This is a genomic window from Maridesulfovibrio sp. (assembly GCF_965230075.1).
Taxonomy (GTDB): domain Bacteria; phylum Desulfobacterota; class Desulfovibrionia; order Desulfovibrionales; family Desulfovibrionaceae; genus Maridesulfovibrio.
Window position 1 is genome coordinate 3724938 of record NZ_OZ245945.1, and the last position, 23542, is coordinate 3748479.

General features: G+C 47.6%; 15 protein-coding genes. 5 read left to right on the forward strand and 10 right to left on the reverse strand.

The genetic code is table 11. The features are described from left to right. Window positions 1-62 precede the first annotated feature (62 nt). The 8 genes from ACO05Z_RS16910 to queF all read right to left on the reverse strand — a co-directional run bounded on the left by ACO05Z_RS16910 (window position 63) and on the right by queF (window position 9137). Window positions 63-3200, reverse strand: a complete 3138-nt coding sequence (locus tag ACO05Z_RS16910) for an efflux RND transporter permease subunit (RefSeq protein WP_421903357.1) — start codon at window positions 3198-3200, stop codon at window positions 63-65. 65 nt (window positions 3201-3265) lie between these two features. After that, window positions 3266-4444, reverse strand: coding sequence for an efflux RND transporter periplasmic adaptor subunit (locus ACO05Z_RS16915; protein ID WP_421903358.1), 1179 nt, complete (start codon window positions 4442-4444; stop codon window positions 3266-3268). 147 nt (window positions 4445-4591) lie between these two features. Further along, window positions 4592-4894, reverse strand: a complete 303-nt coding sequence (locus ACO05Z_RS16920) for a late competence development ComFB family protein (RefSeq protein ID WP_421903359.1) — start codon at window positions 4892-4894, stop codon at window positions 4592-4594. A gap of 158 nt (window positions 4895-5052) precedes the next feature. Then, complete coding sequence (locus tag ACO05Z_RS16925; protein WP_421903360.1) at window positions 5053-6291, reverse strand: diguanylate cyclase; 1239 nt, start codon at window positions 6289-6291, stop codon at window positions 5053-5055. A 107-nt stretch (window positions 6292-6398) separates the two neighbouring features. After that, window positions 6399-6818 (reverse strand): putative zinc-binding protein, encoded by a 420-nt coding sequence (locus ACO05Z_RS16930; RefSeq protein WP_421903361.1) that lies wholly within the window; start codon window positions 6816-6818, stop codon window positions 6399-6401. Between the two features lie 129 nt (window positions 6819-6947). Continuing rightward, on the reverse strand, window positions 6948-8084 hold the full coding sequence (locus ACO05Z_RS16935; protein WP_421903362.1) for a permease: 1137 nt from the start codon (window positions 8082-8084) through the stop codon (window positions 6948-6950). Window positions 8085-8170: 86 nt separating this feature from the next. After that, window positions 8171-8500, reverse strand: coding sequence for an ArsR/SmtB family transcription factor (locus ACO05Z_RS16940; RefSeq protein WP_421903363.1), 330 nt, complete (start codon window positions 8498-8500; stop codon window positions 8171-8173). A 133-nt stretch (window positions 8501-8633) separates the two neighbouring features. Beyond that, window positions 8634-9137 carry a preQ(1) synthase gene (gene queF, locus ACO05Z_RS16945; RefSeq protein ID WP_421903364.1) on the reverse strand — a complete coding sequence of 168 codons (504 nt, stop codon included), beginning with the start codon at window positions 9135-9137 and terminating at the stop codon, window positions 8634-8636. 254 nt (window positions 9138-9391) lie between these two features. Here queF and ACO05Z_RS16950 point away from each other — a divergent pair, with 254 nt between their 5' ends. The 3 genes from ACO05Z_RS16950 (at window position 9392) to ACO05Z_RS16960 (ending at window position 13932) form a co-directional block, all read left to right on the forward strand. Further along, window positions 9392-10039: a queuosine precursor transporter gene (locus ACO05Z_RS16950; protein WP_421903365.1), complete on the forward strand. Its 648-nt coding sequence runs from the start codon at window positions 9392-9394 to the stop codon at window positions 10037-10039. 101 nt (window positions 10040-10140) lie between these two features. Beyond that, a complete protein-coding gene (locus ACO05Z_RS16955; protein WP_421903366.1) occupies window positions 10141-11241 on the forward strand; it encodes a substrate-binding domain-containing protein in 1101 nt (366 codons plus the stop codon). A gap of 12 nt (window positions 11242-11253) precedes the next feature. Then, a complete protein-coding gene (locus tag ACO05Z_RS16960; protein ID WP_421903367.1) occupies window positions 11254-13932 on the forward strand; it encodes an ATP-binding protein in 2679 nt (892 codons plus the stop codon). Window position 13933: 1 nt separating this feature from the next. On the opposite strand, the gene ACO05Z_RS16965 is transcribed toward ACO05Z_RS16960, so the two are convergent. Next, window positions 13934-14845, reverse strand: a complete 912-nt coding sequence (locus ACO05Z_RS16965; RefSeq protein WP_421903368.1) for a GGDEF domain-containing response regulator — start codon at window positions 14843-14845, stop codon at window positions 13934-13936. Continuing rightward, window positions 14845-19641, reverse strand: coding sequence for a response regulator (locus tag ACO05Z_RS16970; protein ID WP_421903369.1), 4797 nt, complete (start codon window positions 19639-19641; stop codon window positions 14845-14847). Before ACO05Z_RS16970 ends, ACO05Z_RS16965 begins: the two co-directional genes overlap by 1 nt. Window positions 19642-20073: 432 nt before the next feature. Here ACO05Z_RS16970 and ACO05Z_RS16975 point away from each other — a divergent pair, with 432 nt between their 5' ends. Then, complete coding sequence (locus tag ACO05Z_RS16975; RefSeq protein ID WP_421903370.1) at window positions 20074-21699, forward strand: sigma 54-interacting transcriptional regulator; 1626 nt, start codon at window positions 20074-20076, stop codon at window positions 21697-21699. Between the two features lie 481 nt (window positions 21700-22180). Next, window positions 22181-23302, forward strand: a complete 1122-nt coding sequence (gene ald / locus ACO05Z_RS16980) for an alanine dehydrogenase (RefSeq protein WP_421903371.1) — start codon at window positions 22181-22183, stop codon at window positions 23300-23302. Window positions 23303-23542 lie beyond the last annotated feature (240 nt).

The window sequence follows — 23542 nt, forward strand, 5'->3', positions numbered from 1 at the left end:
ATAGAAAAAGCCCCCATCGGAACTCTCCGGCGGGGGCTTTTATTTTGAACTTGAATTATCGGTTACTCATCAGAAGGGGCAGTCTTGTCAACAACGCCCGTCCTGTTCCGAATCTTGATCAGGACAACATAGAAGAGCGGCACGAACAATACCCCGAGAACAGTCGCTGCGATCATACCCGCAAAGACAGAAGTACCGAGTGCGTGACGGCTGGCAGAGCCGGCCCCCTGCGCAATTACCAGCGGCACAACGCCGAGGATAAAGGCAAAGGATGTCATAAGAATGGGACGGAAGCGGAGTTGCGCAGCCTGAATGGCAGCATCAATAAGCGGAACTCCTTCCTCATACTTGGCTTTGGCAAACTCAACAATCAGAATTGCGTTCTTGGCCGCAAGTCCGACCAGCATGATTAAACCGATCTGGGCATAGACGTTGTTATCCAGCCCTCGCAGGAACTGCCCGGAGATAGCCCCGAACACACCCAATGGTACCGCAAAAACAATTGCCAGCGGAATAATCCAGCTTTCATACTGTGCAGCAAGCACGAGGAAGACCATCAGAACCGCCAAGGCAAAGATTACGATAATCTCGCCACCTGATTTTTTCTCCTGATAAGCAATGTTGGTCCAGTCAAAGCCATAGCCTCTGGGAAGGGTATCATGAGCAATCTTTTCCATAATAGCCATAGCCTGCCCGGTACTGTAGCCCGGAGCGTTGGCGGCAGTAATCTCAATAGCCCTAAACAGGTTATAGCGCCTGATATATTCCGGCCCAAAGATCTTCTTCTGGTTAAGCAGTGTTGAAAGGGGAATCATCTTCCCGGTATCTCCACGCACATGAAACTTGGAAACATCTTCCGGACTGGTCCTGAACTGGGAGTCAGCCTGAGCCATAACCCGAAAAGTCCTGCCGTACTTATTGAAATCGTTGATGTAATAACCACCGAGAAAAGTCTGCATGGCGGTAAAGATTTCGTTGAGCGGAATACCCAATTTGCGGACTTTATCACGGTCCACATCTACAAACAGCTGCGGTACATTGGCGCTGAAAGTGGAGAATATCCCGGTCAGCTCCGGACGCTTTCTGAGCTCAGCCATGTAATCCTGAGCTGCCTGCGCAAGCTCTTCAACAGTTCCACCGGAACGGTCCTGCAATTCAAACTGCAAACCGCCTGTGGAACCGATGCCGTTAATTGGCGGCGGGTTAAAGCAAATGATCACAGCTTCCTGAATAGCCATAACTTTCTGCTGCACCTTGCCGAGTATGGCATTGACATGCAGTTGCGGATCAGTTCGCTCATCCCAAGGATCAAGAGAGGCAAACAATGTTGAGGTGTAGGATGAATATGCACCGGTGATCAGGTTGAACCCGCCCAATGCAAAATAAGTTTTCACACCGGGTTCATTCTTGAGGATTTCTTCTACCTGTTTAGCCACTGCATCCGAACGTTCCAAAGAAGCACCTTCAGGCAGCTGCACATTGATCATGAAGTAACCCTGATCCTCGTTAGGCACAAAGCCGGTGGGCACAGTCTGGAAAAGAGTGTAAGCCCCGAACATCAAGACCCCGAAAATTCCCAATGCAATCACAGATTTGCGGATAATGATCCTGACCCCGGAAGTATATCCGGCTGTGACTTTGCTGAAATACTTATTGAAGTACTTGAAGAACCAGCCTAACGGACCGCGCATCTCCTGCTGCGGTCGCAGCAGCAATGCAGACATTGCCGGAGAGAAAGTCAGTGCGTTAACAGACGAAATTGCCACCGAAACCGCAAGAGTCAGTGCAAACTGCTTATAAAGCTGACCGGTAATCCCGCCCATAAATGCAACGGGGACGAATACGGCAATCAGGACCGCCGTAGTTGCGACAATTGGGCCGGAGACCTCTTTCATAGCCTCTTTGGTGGCGGTCTTGGCATCCATCCCATCTTCATCAATCTTGGCCTGTACGGCCTCGACCACAACAATGGCATCGTCAACAACAATACCGATGGCCAAAACCATACCGAACAGAGTCAGGGTGTTGATGGAGAATCCCAGTACCTGAAAGAACGCAAAGGTACCGACCAAAGAAACCGGGACCGCAATCATAGGTACAATAGTGGCCCGCAGGTTCTGGAGGAAGATAAAAACAACGATAAAGACAAGGGCCATGGCCTCATAGAGAGTCTGCATGACTTCATCAATAGATGCGGTTACGAACAAAGTTGTGTCGTAAGGGATGTCATATTTCATCCCGGCCGGGAAATAGCCGGAAAGTTCCTTCATGGTGGAGCGAACGTTTTCCACAATATCAAGAGCATTCGCACCGGGCAGCTGATAAACAAGCAGCATTGCAGACTCAAGCTCATCCTGTCTACCGAATGCAGAATAGGATTTAGACCCCATTTCAACACGGGCCACATCACGGATATGGACAGTGCTGCCGTCAGGGTTGGCTTTGACAATAATACTGCCGAATTCTTCAGGCTCGCTCAAACGGCCTTTGACCCTCACGTTAAGCTGAAACTGCTGTCCGGAGGAAGCCGGGGGCTGCCCAACCTGTCCTGCCGGAGCCTGTAAGTTCTGCTCCTGCACGGCAGCAATGATGTCATCAGCGGTAATCGCCAGCCGGGCCATTTTATCAGGATCCAGCCAGATACGCATGCCGTAATCCTGATCACCGAAAAGGGTAACACTACCAACTCCAGGAATACGGGAGATGGCATCAAACAGGTTGATCTTGGCATAGTTGTTAAGGAAAAGAGAATCGTAGGTGCCTTCAGGGGATATCAAGCTGATTACACAGATCATACTTGAAGATTGTTTCTTAACACTTACCCCTGATTTAGTAACCTCAGCAGGAAGCTGGGGAGTGGCAAGGCTGACCCTGTTCTGGACATCAACGGTAGCCAATTCAAGGTCACGGCCCAGATCAAAGGTCACGTTGAGCACCATACGTCCGTCATTGGAACTGATGGAGTTCATGTAAAGCATATCCTGCGCACCGTTGACCTGTTCCTCAATGGGGGCCGCAACAGTCTGCTCCACAACATCCGCGCTGGCTCCGGTATACTGGGCCGCAATCTGCACTGTGGGCGGTGCGATTTCAGGATACTGGGCAATGGGCAGGGTAAAAATACTCAGCAAGCCCACCATTGTAATAATAATGGAGATAACGGACGAGAAAATGGGTCTGTCGATAAAGAAATTGACCATGGTTCTTCCTGCGAAAAAAAATTATCTCCCCGCTTATGCGGGGAGATTTACTATATTAAATGGGATTATTGTTTCTTCATTTTGGAACTTTCGTCTGAAATCTCAGGGCTGACCGGAGTTCCGGGGCGAATCTTGTTCACGCCGTCAGCAATAATCAGGGTCCCGGACTCAATTCCGGATTTGATAACTGTGTTGCGGTCATCGCTATAATCAACGATTATCGGCTTCTCAACAACAGTACCGTTGGCAACGGTCAACAAGGATTTACGTCCCTGAACGTCGAGCAGTGACCTTGTAGGCACAACCAGCGCATTGGGGTACTCCTTAAGGCAAACCACAACCTTGGCGTACTGTCCATCACGCAAGATTCTTTCCGGGTTGGGAAATTCAGCCCGGATACCGAGGGTTCCGGTGGAAGGGTCAACAGCACGGTCTGCCATATTAAAGGTACCGTTATGGTTATAGTAACCGCCGTCGGCCAGAATGATTTGAAGATCACTTGGTCTATCAGGCTTACCTTGTTTTCTGCGTGCTTCCATCTCCCGGATAGCAACAAGGTATTCTTTCTCAGGGATACTGAAATTCACATAAACAGGGTCCACAGCAGAAACAGTGACCAGCACGGTTGATTCAGCAGCAACCAGAGTTCCCGGCTCCACCTGAGTTCTACCGATAATGCCATCCATGGGAGAATTAATCCGGGTAAAACCCAAATCCAGATTCGCCTGCTCCACCTGTGCCTTGGCATTACTTACGTTAGCCTCAAGCACCTGCTTGTCGGTAATCTTGGAATCGAATTCTTCACGGCTGACTGCACCTTGATCAAAAAGAGCCTTGAACCGCTTGTAATCCTTACTAGCCTTGGCAAGAGTCGCTCTGGTGCTGGCAAGTTCCGCTTCTGCTTTTTTCAAGGCTTCTGTGTAAGGACGGGGGTCAATAACGAAAAGGGGCTGACCTTCCTTAACGCGCTGCCCTTCAGTGAACAGCCTTTCCTTAATGTGCCCCTGCACCCGGGCTTTGATATCTACGGTCTTCAAAGCTTCAATCTGGGCAACATATTCGCCCATTACAGGAAACCGGTGTTCTGTAACCTTGATAACTTTAACAGGCATAGCTTGAGCTGCAGCTTGTTCTTTTTTATCATCACCCAAACATCCGCCCAGTACAACCAACATGGTCAGCAGGACAAAAAGAAAAACAACGGATGCCTTCAATTCAGCAGCCGCACGAAAAAATGGTTTCACAAATTCCCCCTAAGTAATATTTCAAAGAAAGGGACCACGCTTGAAACAGTAATCCACTCCCAATCACATTTATAATAAAAAGCAAGGAGACATTAACCGATTACTATTTCAAAAAAAAGTAAATTATTATGTATCGCACCATAGAAGCTAATGATGCAGCCTGTCCTTTATCTGCTCAATTGCCCGCGGGATTTCTTCTGCAGCCAGCAACTTCAAATTATCATATTCTGCTTTGAATTCAGCGCTGGGATAAGTGCGGTCAGCAATACTGGAAGAGTACAGGCTCGGAATCTTATTCAAAACCACACAGGCAATATCAAACAAGCACTTATCACACTGACAAAATTCAATTTCCGCCCGCCCAATAAGAGCTTGCAATTCATCATATACTATCTCTTCAGCAAGATTGACGATTTCATCACTCTTAAAGAATTCCTTCATCGACAACATGGTCTCCCCCTTTGCTTGAACCATTAAGGCGTTAACACTTATTATACAAAGTATAGCGCACAACAACAGGTATTCAAAGCCATTTTAAAAAACCATGAACAAAAAAATCCGACACGAAAAAAACACGCCGGATCATTTAATACAAAGTAAATGTTCCATTACCAATCACAAAGAACCTTATTCCTTCCTGTTCTTTTGGCTTCATAAAGCTTGCCATCAGCACGGCTTACCATTGCAGTAAGGGATTCATCCATATTTGCCGTAGCCCCGATGGAGACAGTAAATTTAATGCCCTGCCCCTTGTACTCCACAGAAAAGCCCTCTGCCAGCACCCGGAAATCTTCAAGGAACTCAACAAGCTCATCCGCTTGTACCTCCTCAAGGAGAATTGAAAATTCCTCTCCCCCAAACCTGAAAACCAAGCCGGCATCCCCTACATAATCCACCAGCAGAGCGGAGAATTCCTTTAAGACCTCATCTCCGGCATCATGACCGTAGGTATCGTTAACCATTTTAAAATGATCGATATCAAGCATGACCACACAAAGCTCACTCCCACCAACGATAGCCTGCTCATACAAAGCTGTGCCATGCTCGAAAAAATATCTCCTGTTCCAAAGCCCGGTAAGAAAATCTTTATTGGCCTGTTCGCGGGAAGCTTGGATCAGTTCAAGGAATTCCAGGTTGGAGTTAACCCGGCAGAGAATCTCCTCAACAGAAGCGGTCTTCTGGATAAAATCATTGGCCCCTTGTTTAAGGAAAAGCGGGGCTGTCCGGGACTTGGTGTCTGAAGAGAGGACAACTATGCTCAATTCATCCATAGGCCTGATGGTTCGCAAATGGGCCGTTAATCTCAGCCCATCCATACCAGGCATATTGTAATCAGTCAGGACCAGTTTGATGTCACTGTTTTTATAAAAAACCTTTGTAGCAGAATGACCGTCATCAGCCTGCAGCACGGTCAATCCCTGACGCTTGAGAATTCTGGAAATCCAATCTCTCACTGAAGCGGAATCATCTACCACCAAGACCTTGATACCTTGATTCTTGTAAACACGGCTGACAATGCGGGCAATGTACTCAGCTTGATCGGGCTTCTTGAGCACGTAATCAACAATATTCTTTTGGGAAAGGGTATTAAGTACATGTTCATCAAGTGAGGCAGTAACTGCGATAGCAGGTATCCTATGCTCAAGAAGCAGGTTAATACCGCTGCCATACTCCACCTCATCAAGCACCATACTGCTCAATCCGGCAAAATAATCATTTGCAGCAATCAATCTTTCTGCACTCTCGTAAGTGCTGGCATGGTCGCAAACAAACCCGGCACGTTGTAACGTCGATGCGATAAACGATGCTGTAGCCTTGCTTGGTTCTATAATAATTACTTTACTCACTAAAAAACCGACCCCAATATAGAAACAAAAAAGGTTAAGCCTGAACTTAACCTTACAATGAACCAACAACTATCAACAAACCATTATTAATTTGTGAAACAATGCTTTTATTCTCTGACACATGTATCGCACCCACACACAGCATACTTTGAATCCGCCCGCTGCTGCCCGAACAATAACTTTATCTTCTTGCGCAGCTCTTCCAACATTGCAGGGTCAACTTCAGAAACGGGACACTCCACCCCCATCTTGGTCAAACAAAAGGTGTGCACAGGCTTAATACCCATCTTGTTCAACATAATCTGTGAACACCCCTTTTCACAGCCGTCAATAACGATGAGATCCCTGACCTTGCCAGCCTCTTCAACGCACTCGTCAATTCCGGCACCGATCCCCGCAAGGCAGACCATCTTGGCAAATCCGCTTCTGTTAAGTTCCACAGCAAGACTGTTGGCAGCCTGACCTGACCCCGATCCACCGGAACAACTTATAACCATAAACCCGGTTTCATATTCTTCATCAATCATACAGTACCTCCCGAAAAGATTGTTCCGTGTATAGGATAACACAACTCATGCCTGAGGAAAAAGCCCAAAAGAAAAACAGCCGCACTGTCCTATGGACAATGCGGCTGACAAGAACCAATTCAGGCTAAACTAAATAATCATGTTAAAAAGATAGCCGACAATAAGAATTCCACAAGCCACAACCCCGACAAAGACAGCAATAAGCTTAGGCTTGAGGACCTTACGCAGAATGACCATTTCCGGGAATGAAAGGGCGATAACACTCATCATGAAGGCCAGAACTGTTCCAAGAGCAGCCCCCTTGCCCAGCAAGGCATCAACAATGGGAATAACCCCGGCGGCATTGGTATACATAGGAATACCCAGCAGGACAGAAACAGGAACAGCCCACCAAACGCCCTTACCCATAATGGAAGCCATCATGTCTTCGGGAACATAGCCGTGGATGGCTGCACCGGCGCCAATACCGATAACAACATACAGCCAAACCTTACCTACAATATCCTTTACGGAATCAATACCGAAAACAACACGGTCCTCAACGCTCATTCCGTTCTGCGGACCATTGTTCTGGGCATTAGCCAGCTTGACCCAGCCTTCCACATGCTTTTCCATGCCCAGTCGGCCGATAACCCAGCCGGCCACAATAGCAATGGAAATACCGGTAATGAAATATAATGCAGCGACCTTCCAGCCCATTAGCCCATAGAGCAGGACCAGAGCTACTTCGTTAACCATGGGTGCGGAAATCAGGAAAGAGAATGTCACGCCCAACGGGACTTCCCCGGCCACAAAACCGATGAACAGCGGTACTGCTGAACAGGAACAGAACGGGGTGACAACACCGAGCAGGGCGGCGAGGACATTACCGTAAGATTCTCGTTTCCCGGCCAGCACTTTTCTTGTCCACTCCACAGTTACGTAGGAACGGACAATGCCGATACCGAAAACAACCAGTACCAGAAGCATCAACACCTTGGGGGTGTCATAAATGAAGAATTGTACCGCTTCACCAAGATGGCTGCCCGGAACTAGACCGAAAAGCTCAAAAGCCGCGTACTTGGAGAATGGAAGCAACTGCGAGTAAATTGCGTACCAGAGAAGCAGCCCACAGGCCATTGCCGCCCAGAGCGCATTTCCACTTATAGGAAGAGTTGATTCTTGATGCTCTTCAACAGCAGCTTCAGGTTCAGATTTCATACCCAGAGGCTCCAAGCCCTTGGGCTCAGATGAACACGCACATGGTTTGATATTTAGTTCTTCCATTGTTTTCTCCCGTCTTTATATTTTGCCAAATACGAAACTATTTACTCAAAAAAGAACAGCTACAATTAAACTGCAGCTGTTCCTGCTTACAATTTTTTAATGGAACTTGAAGCGTAGGCCTTGGCCTGCTCCTCAAATTTCTTCGCGAAAAAATTTTCAAGACAATTCAGGAATCCCGGCACACAGTCCATATCCAGACGGTAGTACACGTTGGTCCCCCGCTTGCTGTCCTTGAGCACCCCTGCGTCCTTGAGCAGGGAAAGGTGCTTGGACACGGTGGATATATCCCGTCCCACGATGGGAACAATATCGCAGACGCAAAGTTCGCCATCACACAAGGCCTCCACAATAGCAAGCCTGCTGGGATGCCCCAGTGCCTTGAACACTTTTGATTTTGTCTCGATATTTGCTGTCATGATAACTTCTCCAAACTTTCCTGTTTGGCAAAATATAAAAATTAATCCAAGTCTGTCAAGTTCCAGCAATCAAAATTATCTATGAACAACAGACTGGAAACAGATAACTACTGAATATAGCGCGTAAATAAAATTAAGCGGAATGTCTAGCTGATTCCATTTTCCATTCACGAACTGTCTCGCGGACATCTTCATACTGCGCGCTATCTTTTTTATAGTGCTCAGCAAAGACGTGCAAGGCTGTTCCACCGCGGGGAGAGAATATGCCTTTTACCCGCATCCACAGTGGAGAAAGCCGACCCACGAAATGGTCAAGCATATTATTGGTGATGGTTTCCATAAAGGACTGATGGTTGCGGTAAGCTCCCATGTACAGCTTGAAACTCTTGGACTCAACGCAGAGTTCATCGGGGATGTATTCCACAATGATCGTCGCGAAGTCCGGCTGCCCGGTAACCGGGCAAAGAGAGGTATACTCCGGGAATTCAATGCTGATGATATAAGGCCTGCCCGGAAAATTATTCGGGAAGGTCTCAAGAATTTCGGGACCGGGAGTGTTGTAGTTGTACTCTGTTGCCCCGGCCTGACCGAGAGAAACAAGAGCTTCGGTCTTATCCTGACTTTTTGTTGTTTTCACAGTGATCTTCTCCATAGATAAACAGTCTAATCTGAAAAGTGCCTTAATCGAGTCACGGCTGTTAGCAGCTTGGACGCCAAAAGAAAACCTCCACGAAGCCTTATTTCCATTTTGACTTTTCACTCAAATGCTGGCAACCCTCACCTTGAATATTTGCCCCGAAACGGAACTGTCGAGGCGCGGGACTTTCTCCCTTTTGCTCGTGTCGGGCGGAATCCGTTTCAAAACAAGAACTTCCAACACAAGGGAACCCAATGCTCTCTTCAACATTTGAACGCAAAGCGTTCACTCTTCTGACGAGCCTTTTCATCGGCTCGCTGGTCATGGCCGCGGTTGTATCAACCAAGATCATCAACATCTTCGGCTTTTACGCCCCCGCAGGAGTACTGGCTTACTCCGTCACCTTTATTGTCTCTGATATTATCAGCGAAATCTGGGGAAAGGAACGGGCAAACGAAGTTATCCACTGCGGATTCTTCGCCCTGCTGACCGCCATCGCCCTTTCATGGGCCGCCCTGCACTGGACAGCCGCCCCCTTCTGGCACGGACAGGAAGGCTTTGCCAGCGTACTCGGCAACACCCCGCGTATCGTGCTGGCCTCCCTGCTTGCTTATCTGGTCAGCCAGACCAACGATGTCTGGCTCTTCCACTTCCTGCGCAAGCTGACCAACGGAAAACACCTCTGGCTGCGCAACAACCTCTCGACCATCATTTCCCAGCTCATTGACTCAACCATCTTTGTCACTGTTGCTTTCTACGGGGTCATGCCCGTAACCGATATTATCATCGGACAATGGGTCGCCAAAGTCTGCATTGCCTTTCTGGACACACCGCTGGTCTATGCCGGAGTCAGCCTGCTCAGGCAGCGTACTCCGCTGGCCGTCACCTCCTCCCCGCTCTAAATATGTCCTTCGCGGGCTGAGCCTGCGCAGTTACATTTAGCTGTTATTCTGATATACTGTCTCCATATTTCCCGTGAAAATACTGAAATATGGAGACAGTAATGAATCTAAGACGATTTCTGGCCGTCATGGCCCTCGTTTCAATTCTGCTTCCCGCCATCCCTGCTAAAGCCGGGAAATACTATACTCTCGACCAATATATAGAACGTCATCCCAACGAAAAAGTTCTGGAAGACAACTTCAACAGACTCGTAAACAGAAATGACGTTAAACAGCTGAATAAGCAATTAAGCCCCAAAATAGCCATTGTATATCCTGGCGGACAAGTCTCAGACTACTGGCGCAGGAGCAGCAAATCCTTTGAAAACAGGATGAAGCAATACGGTGCTAGCCCCCGCATTTTCAGATTTTATATCAATTCCTCAGATTCAATGGGCAAGCAGGCCGCAGCTTTCCATAAGGCTTTGGAAACCAACCCGGACTACCTCTTTTTCACCCTTGATGCCTTGCGTCATCAAAGAATGATTGAACCGATCCTCATTACTGGAAAACCGAAAATCATACTCCAGAACATAACCACCCCGCTCAAGGCATGGGAAGATAAGCAACCCTTTATGTATGTGGGGTTCGACCATGCAAGGGGCACAAGGATGCTCGCAGAATATTTTGCCCGCAAGACAGGTGGACGCGGCAAGTATGCGATTCTCCTGCCGAACCCCGGTTATTTAAATGAAGAAAGAGGTAAAACTTTCATTTCATATATGGACAACAAGACCTCCCTCAAACTGGCCACAGCTTTCCGCACCGGAATCAATAAAGACAAAGCCCGGGTGGCAGCTTTAAATATTGCCGAACAACACCCGGATGTTAAATTTATTTACGCCTGTTCCACAGATATTGCCCTCGGTGCAGTAGAAGGACTGCAGGAGAAAAAGATGCTCGACCGGATCATGGTAAACGGCTGGGGCGGAGGAACACCGGAGATAAAAGCCCTTGAAAAAGGAGAACTGGATGTCACGGTAATGCGCATCAATGATGACAACGGAGTTGCCATGGCCGATGCAGTGGTTCTTGATATGCTTGGGAAAAAATCACAAATCCCCCTTGTATTTTCCGGCAGGTTTGAAATATTGGAAAAAGGTGTAAGTGCGAAAAGACTGCACCAACTGCAACAGGAAAGCTTTCGCTACTCCGGAAACTAAAAGGATTCATTAATGAAGCGTTTTTCAGGGAAGGCCCTCGGGCTGACAATACAACTGCTAACCCCTATGCTGGCACTGGTGGTTGTCATGGGAATATTCATATTCGCATGGTCTTTCTATTTATCCAAAACCACCCTTGAAAACGAAATAGCCATTGATATTGAAAAGACCGAAAGCATTGTTGCACTTTCTCTGAACAACACTCTGGAAGACATCAAGGACGACCTCATTGAGATGACCCTTGATCCAAGTTTCCGGGGCGCAATCATTTCCGGGGACAGCGAATCCCTTGACCAGAAACTGTACGAATTCATGAACTCCCGCCAAGGCTACCTGCTGGATGTCCTGACCATTTACCGGGAAGGCCGGAACTGGGTTGAAGCCGGAGTGATAGAGCTGCCCATCATACAACTGCGCAATAAATTCAAAAATACAATGACCACGTCCCCGGCATGGGGGTATCTCTCGTTCAGATCATTGAATACTATCAGAACCATGCTGGTCTGCGCTGTACCGGTCTTCAACGAACATACAGGTGAAGTTGCCGGCATTCTTTACGGCGGGATTGATCTGAACGCCAACGTATCTTTTATCGACCGGCTGAAAAAGGTATCCACAGCAATCAATGCAGCCCTTGTCAGCAGGCACAGGCTGATCATAAGCACATCCAATCCATCCAAAACGGAAATGAAAAAACTCATCGACTGGACCCTTGGCATTCAGCCGGGTGAATTCAAGATTGATGAGGAACAGATCTACTCCACCATCCAATTGCTTCCGCAACAGGCAGACAGCCCCCTGCTGTTCAGTTTTGTAAGGAAAAACCCCGCCTTCCAATCCCTGAAAAAGAATTACATGCAGAATCTGGGCATTCTTCTTTCGCTGGCAGCCATTTTGGCCATATTTACTGCCTGGGGATTGCAGAAGAGAATCCTGAGGGCCCTGAGGATGCTGACCGATTATGCCCAGAATGTGGCATCGGGAGAGCGGGAAACAAACTTTATGCCCGGTCAGGTAAGGGAATTCAACCAGTTGGGTTCAATGCTGGAAAACATGGTTGCAAAGCTTGATGAAAACAGCGCCTATATTTCCAAACTATTCTCCTCAGCAAAGGCTCCCATCATCAACTGCGACATAAACGGTTCCGTACTGGCTATGAACCCGGCAGCAGCCAACCTTGCAGGTTTTGCAGAAAACGAGATCCATGACAAATCACTGACTTCTTTCTTCTCCAAGGATTTTCACGAATCCATTGATGAAGCCCTGCATCAGGCAGTTAAAGGTGATTTTACCCCGGTCTTGGAACTTCCGGTCCACTCAGAGGACGGAGATGAGAAATATTTCATCTGGACTTTCTCTCCGGTACGCATGGGAACAGCCACGGATGATGCTGATTTTATCCTGCTGCAGGGACTTGATGTAACTGAGAGCAGAAGGGCAACCCAAAAAGCGCAGGAAAGTGAAGCACGGCTGCGCCAGATTATCGACCTCCTGCCACAGGAAATTTTCGCCAACGACCTAGAGGGAAAATTCCTGCTGGTCAACAGCATCAAAGCAGAAAAAATGGGTACTCCAGCTGATTCTATCACCGGAAAAATGCTGCCCGAAATCATAAAAGACCCAGTGGAAGTAACCCGCATTCTTGAAGATGACCGCATGGTCATTGAAAGAAATGAAAAGCTGCTCACCGAAGAAAGCTTCAGGGACGAAGACCGGATTACCCATTGGATTGAGACTACACGGGTTCCCTATATTTCAGCCGAGAACAACACCCCGGCCATCCTGACCATTTCCACGGATATCTCCCGTATCAAGGAAGTTGAGCAGGAAATGAAATCCTTGAACAAGGAGCTGGTGGAAAGGGTTGCCATGCGAACCACAGAACTGGAAAACGCCAACTCCGCCCTGCTGAAATCAATGGATGAGCTGCGCCAGACGCAGGACAAGCTGGTGGAAACGGAAAAGATGGCTTCCCTCGGGGAACTTGTTGCTGGAGTAGCCCATGAAATCAACACCCCGCTGGGTATCAGTGTGACCAGTGCTTCTTTTATTAAAGAACTGACTGAAACTCTGCAGCACAACTTTGAAGACGGAACTATGAAAAAGTCGGACCTTGAAAAATTCCTGAAGACAGGCAGCGAGGCCCTCGACAACATAATGAAAAATCTTGAACGCTCAGCAACACTGATCAGTAACTTCAAGCAACTGGCGGTGGACCAGGCCTCAGACGATGTCAGGCAGGTCAACCTGCACGAATACATTCAGGGGATACTGCTTTCACTGAAACCTAAATTCAAGGAATATAAACACGAGCTTACCGTGGACTGCCCCAAGGGGATGGAAATCAATATTTCACCGGGCTCTTTAATGCAGGTCATAACCAATATTGTGACCAACTCACTGACCCATGCCTTCCCGGACACGGATAAGGGCAAAATATCCATCACTGCCGAGCGTAGCGAAAGAGGAGTAAAGCTTATCTTCTCCGACAACGGTATAGGAATGGGGAATGAGCAGGTACTGAAAGTATTTGAACCGTTTTACACCACGGCCAGAAGTGCGGGAAATACAGGACTGGGCATGCATCTGGTGTACAACCTTGTGACCAGAGCATTGAACGGGACGATTAAATGCCAGAGCTCTCCGGGAGAAGGGACATCATACGAGATCTGGTTCCCCGAGGGAGAATAAATCAGGTCAGGTCAGTCCAGAGGACCATATTTCTTCCCCTGCGCTTGGCCTCATAAAGCATTGAATCTGCACCTACTGTCAAATCCTGTGCTTTTGAAAAGGTAGACGGAACCACGGTCACTCCGCCAAGACTTACCGTCAGCACATTGCTTACTGAAGAAAACCCATGCTTGATACCCAGCTCAGAAATCAAGACCCTGATCTTTTCAGCAATATACCTTCCGCCATCGGAATCAGTGTCCGGCAGCAAGAGAACAAATTCTTCTCCGCCGTACCGTGCGGCAACATCAGCCGGACGCTGGACCTCGGACTGAAGGACCTCAGCAACTTTTTTCAGGACCTCATCCCCGGCGGTATGGCCGTAGTTGTCGTTATACTGCTTAAAACAGTCCACATCGAGCATGGCAAGTGACATTTTATCCCCGGAACGGCTGCACCGACGCCACTCCCTTTCCAGCGCAAGCTCAAAACTTCTACGGTTGGGCATTTCAGTAAGACCATCCAGATTAGCAAGGCCTTCCAGAAGCTTACGCTGTCTGGCTATGGTCAGATGATTCTTGATCCTTGCCTTGACAATTGGAGGATGGAAAGGCTTGCGGATATAATCCACGGCCCCCATTTCGAGACCTCGGGCCTCATCATGCTCGGAATCAAGAGCGGTGATAAAAACAACCGGGATATCCTTGCTCTTATCTGAAGATTTGATTTTACGCAGGACTTCATACCCGTCCATTTCCGGCATAAGCACATCCAAAAGTACCAGATCCGGAGGATTCTCAGAATTCACCCGATCAAGAGCCTGATTGCCGTTCTTGGCCAAAACAACCTTATAATCCTGCCGCAGCAGATCCGAAAGAACATTTAGATTCAAACGCTCATCATCGACAATCAGAATTTTAGATCTCTCTTCCATCAATCCCATCCTTTATCCAGCGTGATATTCAGTTCACCGGCAATTCGTTTCAACAGGGAACGTCCATCATCAAAATCAAAATTTTCAATATAGCGGGTTAACTCTGCAAGCTGCTCTTCAAAACGTTCCAGATTAAAATGGGTTCGCAATTCATCAAGCACATCGCCACATTCAGCGTCACCTTCACCAAGCATTATATACAGCTTATTAATAAGATTAAAACTTTTTTCTTTATCGTACACATATTCCCGGAAGTTATCCTCACTTACAACCTTAAGTCCTTGCAAACCCTCGATTACCAGATCAAGCTCAGAAACAAAAAGCTGTAGGTCACCTTCATATCCACTACGGTCCTCCTCTCGAAGATCACCTTCCAGAATACGGCAGAATTCATAAAGCTTTACAGCTCCGATATTTCCGGAAATTCCTTTCAAGGAATGAATTTTAATCAAGGCCTGTTCCGGTCCTGACTCAGCCATAACTGCTTTCAATTCATCTTTAAAACCTGCATATCGTTCCTTGAATCCCTGCAATACCTTCAGATAACTATCCTTCTTACCTCCGATATTACGTAATCCCATTGCGCTGTCTATACCGGGGAAGTCAGGCAGATCTTCATCAGCCTCTGAAAGGTCTCTGGAATCAAGGACATAAGTAATATCACCTGCGTCCAGATATTTATCCAAAGCCTTTTTCAACTCTTCAGGATCAATAGGCTTGGTCAAATGTTCATTCATACCGGCTTCGAGGCTTTTCTCCTTATCACCCGGCATGGCATGAGCGGTCATAGCCAAAATAGGCAGATTACTGTAGCGATCATAGGATCGGATTATCTTAGCCGCAGTCAGCCCGTCCATTTCCGGCATCTGGATATCCATAATGACCAGATTGTACGCTTCTTCCTCTAAGGCCTCCAAAGCCTTGCGACCATTACCGGCCACATCAACTTCAAGCCCCATACCTTCCAGCATTCTCCGGGCAACCTGCTGGTTAAGCTCGTTATCTTCAACGAGTAGAATCTTCGGTTTCTGCCCGGTTAATTCCAGCTCAACAGCATCCTGCAACTCTGCAGCAGGAGGATCAGCATGTTTTTCCTCATTGAATTCACCCAGCAAAGCAGAATACAATGAAATACGTGAAACCGGCCTGGTAACAAACCCATCGACACCAGCAAGGGCGGCTTCCTTACGGAAGGATTCATCTGAATTTACAGGAGCCATTAAAACAATCGGAACATGCTCCAGCGAAGAAATATCCCTGATCTGATCAACGACCTCAAACACATGCATGTCTTGCAATTTTGCGGAGACCAGAATCAAACCGAAGCCATCCTTATCCACCTGCCTTTCAAGTCGTTCAAGTGCACTGGAAGCTGATCTATCCACAGCAACCATAAAACCGGCTTTTTCCAATGTGGAACGGATAAATTCACAGGCCAACCTGTTGCTATCAATAACAAGAGCTTTCAAGCCCTCTTTGCCTGCGGGTAAGGCCATGCTGCTGCCCTTGTCCATAGCAGTCAGTTGCACGGTAAAATAGAAAGAGCTCCCCACTCCGGGCTGACTTTCAACATTGACGGTCCCACCCATTAATTCCACAAGAGACCGAGCAATAGCCAATCCCAGCCCGGTCCCGCCGTATTTGCGGGTGGTGGAAGCGTCTGCCTGCGTGAAGGAGTTGAACAGCATGGTTATTTCCTCACTGCTCAAACCAATGCCACTGTCCCGGACAATAAATTTAATCTGCGCTTTATCGGTGCAGTTCTCTTCACAGGAAACAATCAGGTTGACTTCACCCTTATCAGTAAACTTGACCGCATTGTTTGCAAGATTGGTCAGCACCTGCTCAAGCCGTAAGGGATCACCGCGCAGGAACAAAGGAACTTCAGGTTCAACAGAAAGGACAAAATCAATACCTTTAAGCTCTGCCTTGACCGCGACCATGTTGCATATTTTTTCCAAAACATGATCCAACTGGAACTCAACATCCTCCAACACGAACTTACCAGCTTCAATCTTTGAAAAATCAAGAATATCACCGATAATTGACAGCAGGGAATCAGCCGAGGACATCATTTTGTTTAAATATTCACGGTGCGCCGGATCAAGGTCGGCACTTTGCATCAAATGCCCGAATCCAATAATGCTGTTCATGGGCGTACGTATTTCATGACTCATATTAGCCAGAAATTCCGACTTAGCGCGGGTAGCTGCCTCCGCAGCCAACCTTGCCCGGTTAAGTTCCTTTTCCACCCTCCTACGCTCGGTCACATTACGCATACACTCAACAGCACCGACAATCTTCCCGGAATGATCACGCAATGGCCCAGCAACACCCCAGAAATAGGCTCCCTGCCCATTGAAAGCCCTGGGAGTATATACTTCACCGTAAAGCATTCCGGAACGGCGCTCTAAAGACTCATAGCGGTCAGTCAAAGGCTCAAGATCATCCCTAAGGGCGAAATCAATAAGGATCGGTCTACGTTCTCCATAAAAAGGCAATGCATATTCATAATCGACTTTGCCGATCATATCTTCCTTGCTAACCCCGGTAACCTCTTCAACGGCCTTGTTCCAAGCGACCACCCCCCCTTCACTATCGATAACAATCGTCGGGTCTGGCAGAAATTCGATAATATCGTTCAACCGCTGATAGGAATCCCGCAACTCATTTTCACTTAAACGTTTTCTGGTCACATCCCGGAAGCTCCAAACCCTGCCTACAATATCAGCTCCGATACGCTGAGGATTGGAGTATTTTTCTACAATTCTACCGTCACTGAGTATAAGTTCCTCGACCTGTCCAGACTCTGACTCCAGAGAATAATCCCAAAGCCCGTGGGCAGAATGATCATTACTCACCTGCTCCGCAATATATCCGAACACATCAGAAACAACTCCGGATTGCAGAACATGTTCCGATATATTCCACATACTTGAAAAGCGTGAGTTCCATGCCACCACCTGTCCGTAACCGTCCACGGCAAGGATACCGTCAGCAGAAGATTCAATGGTAGCGGTCAGAAGGGAAACAGAACGCTCGATCTCTTCCTTGCTCCGGCGCTTCTCCGTTACATCACTCAAAGTAGCCTGAATCAGGGGAGTTCCGCTGATAATCATCTTACGGGCACGGACACTGGCGAAAAATTCCTCCCCATCCGAACGCCTGCAGATAAGGTCAAAATCCAACCCGCCAGAATCCATTGTAGTCTTAACCCATTCGCCCAGCAAAGCATCCAAAGATTCACCTTCAAACTGATTAGGGGAAATAAGATTTTCCGGTCGGTATGAAAGTAATTCTTCCTCTGATCCGCAGCGAAACATTGAGACAGCTTCAGGATTGGCACTGAAAAAATTATAGTCCAGATCCATAAGCAATATCGCATCACTGGCATTGTCAAAAATGGACCGATACTTGATCTCCCTTTCTTTCAGGGCCTCATTCTGCTCCCGGCCCTGCTCCATGAGAGACAGCCTCTCAAGCGCAAGCCCCACATAGGTGGAAAGAAACAGCAGAACCTCAAAGTCTTTTTTATCAAGGGGCTCACTGTCACTATAAGTCTGAACAGCCATAACCCCCACAACATCACCATGAAGCTTCAAAGGGACACCAAGCCAGATGTTGCATTCCGGACCGATAAGCCCGTACTCCCCTTCTCCGCGGAGTTGCATGCGGGTAGCCAGATCACCAAATAAGGGTTCACCGGTTTTGACAACATAATCAGTTAAACCGATCCCCATTTTCCGCGGTGCCGGAGCATTCTCTCTTTCATCTGAAAAATATGGAAAACTAATAGTGCCTGTTTCCCGGTCATAGGCAGCAATATAAAAATTTCGCGCATGCATCAGTTTATTAACCTGCCCCTGCACAATTGAATAAAACTCATCAATGCCTGAAACCCGCGACACGGACAGAGCAATCTCATAAAGGATATTATGGGCTTTCTCCATGCGGCGACGCTGCGCAACCTCAGTATTCAAAGATTCATTGAGTCTGAAAAGCTTGCGGTTCCAAAAAATGATTGTGGTCAGAGCAAGAACCATGAACGCAAAAAGAAGCAGTATCTCAGTATAGTCCACAGACTGTTCGTAACGGACATCAAACCATTTCTTACGAATTTCACGGTGGGAATTATCACTGATGGCAGCAAGCGCTTTATTGATGATAGACAAGACTTGGGGGTACTCTGGAGCTACGCCGATACGGTGCTCAAACTCAAACTTGGTAGTTCCCGCAATTTTAAGGTTTTCCACTCCAAGCCTGTGCATATTATCGACCACCACTGCAAGGTGGCCCACAAAAGCATCAACCTGCCCCTTGGTCAAAAGCAGCAGCCCATCTTCCACATCGGAAGTGCCGACCAGTTCGATCTCAGGAAAATTATCTTCCACGTAATGATAACTAGTGTACGATTGTCCTGCAGCGACCCTCTTACCGTTCAACTGCGATAAATCCCTTACTGCGCCATGTTTATTTCCGGTAACGATGACCAAGGGAAATGAGACATAAACATCAGAGAAAAGGACTTCCCTTCCGACCATATCCTCGCTGCTAAGAGCCGGAATAACATCCAGCTCACCTTCAGTATATTTCCGGAGAACATCAGCCCATGATTCACTGGCAACAAACTCAAATTTCAAGCCGGACATTTCAGAAATCATCTGCATATAGTCCGCTATGATTCCCCGGAACTGTCCTTCTTCATCAATTATAGACAAAGGTTCCCAGTCCACCTCACTGATTCTGAGTGGCAAACCGCTGCGGATGAACTGCTCTTCTTCAGGAGTTAATTTCAACGGAAAAGAAGAGCTATCCTGCAGGACAGGATCAGCAAAGACAGCCCCGGAGGGAATGCAAGAGATCGGAACGACGAGACAGAAAAAAAAGAAAAGAACACATGAAAATTGAGAGCGAAAAGAAAGGTCATTGTCCGGAGTCTTAAAAATCAATGTCACTGTCCCCTTGTAAGAAACTATTACGGTCTTAACGAAAATAGCATCAGTAAGTACAATGAACAAGGCGGGGTTTATTCCTGAGAGCCGTAATTCATTTTACCCGCAACCAAGATAATGGAAACTTATATTACCAAAACATACAGACATGCTTGTTTTAACCCGTAATTAACAACGCTTAAAACTTATCGGTCTCAAAAGTTACCACTTACCTCTTTTCTTTCCACTCACAAAAAGATACGGTCATATCCAGACAACGTACAAAACGGGGAAAGAATGGTTGAAAACAAAAAGTATAAACTTCTGTTTAGGGACCGCATCGGGATCGTTTTTGACATCACCAAACTCATGATGGAACACAAGCTGAACATCATCAGTATGGAAGTTGAGCAGAAAGAGGGCTTCGCTCAAATTTCAGTGGAAATTGAGGGAGGGCACACCCTTGATACCGAAGAAATGCTCACTCTATTTGCCACCCTGCCCGGAATTGACAGCCAGACTGAACTCAAAAGGCTTCCACAGGAAAAAAGAGAGAAATGGTTCCGTACCCTTTTTGACGGCATGAGTGAAGGCATTGTCTCAGTTAATTCCAAAGGCATCATCAATACCGCAAACAGTGTAGCCTGCCACATCCTGAACACCCCTTACGAAAGCATTGTCAATACCTATGTAGGTGAAATAACTCCTAAAAACAATCTACTCATGGAGTGCATGGAAAAACGGATTCCGGTCAATAGAAGGAAATCCGCGGTCACCAGCACAGGCCGGGTTGATTTTTACGGATCAGCAAAGCCCATCCACGATTCACAAGGAGATTTCGTTGGCGCAGTCCTGCTCATGAAGGACCTGCAGGAAGTCAAAGCCATGGTTGATGCGGTCATGACCCCCATCGACTTCAAATTCGACGACTTCATCGGCGAGAGTCCGGCTATCAAAAACCTGATCACCTTTGCCAAGCGTATTGCCGAGCTGGATACAATTGTCTCCATCACCGGAGAAAGCGGCACAGGTAAAGAACTTTTCGCCCGGGCCATCCACTTTGAAAGTGGCAGAACCGGTCCCTTCATCCCCATCAACTGCGCAGCGCTGCCCGAACAACTCATTGAAAGCGAACTTTTCGGATACATTGACGGAGCCTTCACCGGAGCAAAGAAAAAGGGCAAACCCGGACTCTTTGAAGCAGCCCAGAACGGGACTATATTCCTTGATGAGATCGGTGACATGCCCCCCGGACCGCAGGCCAAGATATTGCGCGTCCTGCAGGAAGGCTGCGTACGCCGCATCGGCGGGGTGGAAGAGATTCCAGTCAATGCCCGGGTTATCACCGCAACCAACAAGAACCTGAATGATATGGTTGCTGCCGGGGATTTCCGTGAAGACCTTTTCTACCGCATCAACGTCTTGAACATCCAGATTCCCCCCTTACGCGAACGGCACTTAGACATAACACTTATGGCTGGCAGATTCCTGAACCGCTTCAACCGCAAGCTGGAAAAGAAAGAGCAAACTATCAGTGTAGCCGGGCAGCAAAAGCTGTTGCATTACAGTTGGCCGGGCAATGTCCGTGAATTACAGAACGTGATTGAACGGGCCTCAATCTTCAGCAACTCAAATGAAATTTCCGCAGACTCAATCCACCTGAACTCAAAACAGCAATCAAGTTGCGGGCAGCAATGCAGGGCCATACCCACCACTGTAGAAGTAGGCACATCCCTGAAAGATATGGTCGGCAAATATGAGGTGCAAATACTCCTTGAGGTCCTTAATTCTACTTCGAGCATCCGCAAGGCATCTAAAAAGTTGGGCATTTCCCATACTGCACTACTAAAGAAAATTGAAAAGCACAGATTGCGTAATGAAAGCAAGATCCTTCCATGGGAACCTGCAAAATCCACCAGCTAATCCAACTCAAAAAGACTACCCCAAACCCATCCCCGTGACTCTGAAACAAGTCACGGGGATCTTTTATGGTAACTTTTTATACCAGCTATCCCTCCTTTTGTTTTCACCGATCAACGCAGATTTCACCAGACATATCTACAATGGAAACATTTACTACCATTTCATATAATTCCTTAAATTAAAGACGTTTAACTCAATACAACAGCCCACTCTGGAAACTTTTCATACCGAACTGCCCTCTTTTGAACCGCTCCATAATGCGTGATTATTTTGTGAATATTCGCACAATATTTAATTTTTTCTCATAAACTTCCGTTTTCATAAATCTTTAACTTCACACCAATATTCAATTTCACGCTCTTAACATTTTTTGGCATGCGGATTGCCATAAGAGAAACCAACCAAGAGCTCAGACTCTATTTTTCAACAGCTGTCCCGTCGTGATTGCGGGGCGTAAACAAACAAATCAGGAGAAGTGGAAATGAAAGTTGGTATCTTGAAAGAAATCAAAGCGGAAGAGAACAGAGTTTCCATGACACCATCCGGTGTTGAAGTTATGGTTGCCAACGGCCACGAGTTGTGGGTTGAAAAATCCGCCGGTGTAGGCAGCGGTTTTTCCGATGAAGACTACGTTGCAGCCGGAGCAAAGATCATCGACACCCCTGCTGAGATTTATGCAGAATGTGAAATGGTCATGCACGTTAAAGAACCCCAGGCTTCTGAATACGACATGGTTCGCGAAGACCAGATCGTTTTCACCTACTTCCACTTTGCTCCTGATGAGCCCCTGACCCGTGCATTCGTTAAGAACAAGTCTGTGGCCATCGCTTATGAAACTGTAGAAGGCGATAAAGGCGATCTGCCCCTGCTGACCCCCATGTCTGAAGTAGCTGGACGCATGTCAGTTCAGGAAGGCGCCAAGTACCTCGAACGCTACTTCGGCGGACGCGGCATGCTCATGGGCGGCGTAACCGGTGTTACTCCCGCAAACGTTGTTGTTATCGGCGGCGGTGTAGTTGGTACCAACGCAGCCATGATGGCCTGCGGTCTGGGCGCTAAAGTAACTATCCTCGACATGAACCTCGAAAGACTGCGTTACCTCTCCGAAATCATGCCCAAGAACTGCTTCCCCATGATGAGCAGCCCCGCACTCCTTCGTGAGCTGGTCCAGGAAGCTGACGTTGTTGTCGGCGCAGTTCTGGTTGCCGGTGCTAAAGCACCCAAACTGGTTACCCGCGAAATGCTTAAAACCATGAAAGACGGCTCCGTTATCGTCGACGTTGCCATCGACCAGGGCGGTTGCTTTGAAACCTCCAAGCCCACCACCCACGGTGATCCCGTCTACGACGTAGAAGGAGTTATCCACTACTGCGTTGCCAACATGCCCGGTGCAGTGCCCATGACTTCCACCATGGCCCTGACCAACGCTACCCTGCCCTACGCTCTCGAGATCGCAAACAAGGGTTGGAAACAGGCAGCTCAGGACAGCCGCGCAATCAGAACCGGCCTGAACATGGTCGGCGGCAAGGTTACCTACAAGGGCGTTGCCGACGCATTCAACCTCGAATTCACTCCCGTTGAAGGCGTTCTCTACGACAACTAAAAAATATAAAATCTGCTGACAATTCAGACAAATAAGTCAAATCAGGAAGACTGTTGAGAATGAGTTAGAAATAATCGCAAAATACACTGGGGCAATGCGCAGGCTGTTCTGCGCATGCCCCAGTGTTTTCCTATAACCCCACAGGAAAGAGAGGGCCGGTCTGCTCACCGGGACTCTTTACACCACAGCTGGAGTTTTCTCGGCAGTCTTGGATGTAACCTGAAAAACTTACAAGGGGAT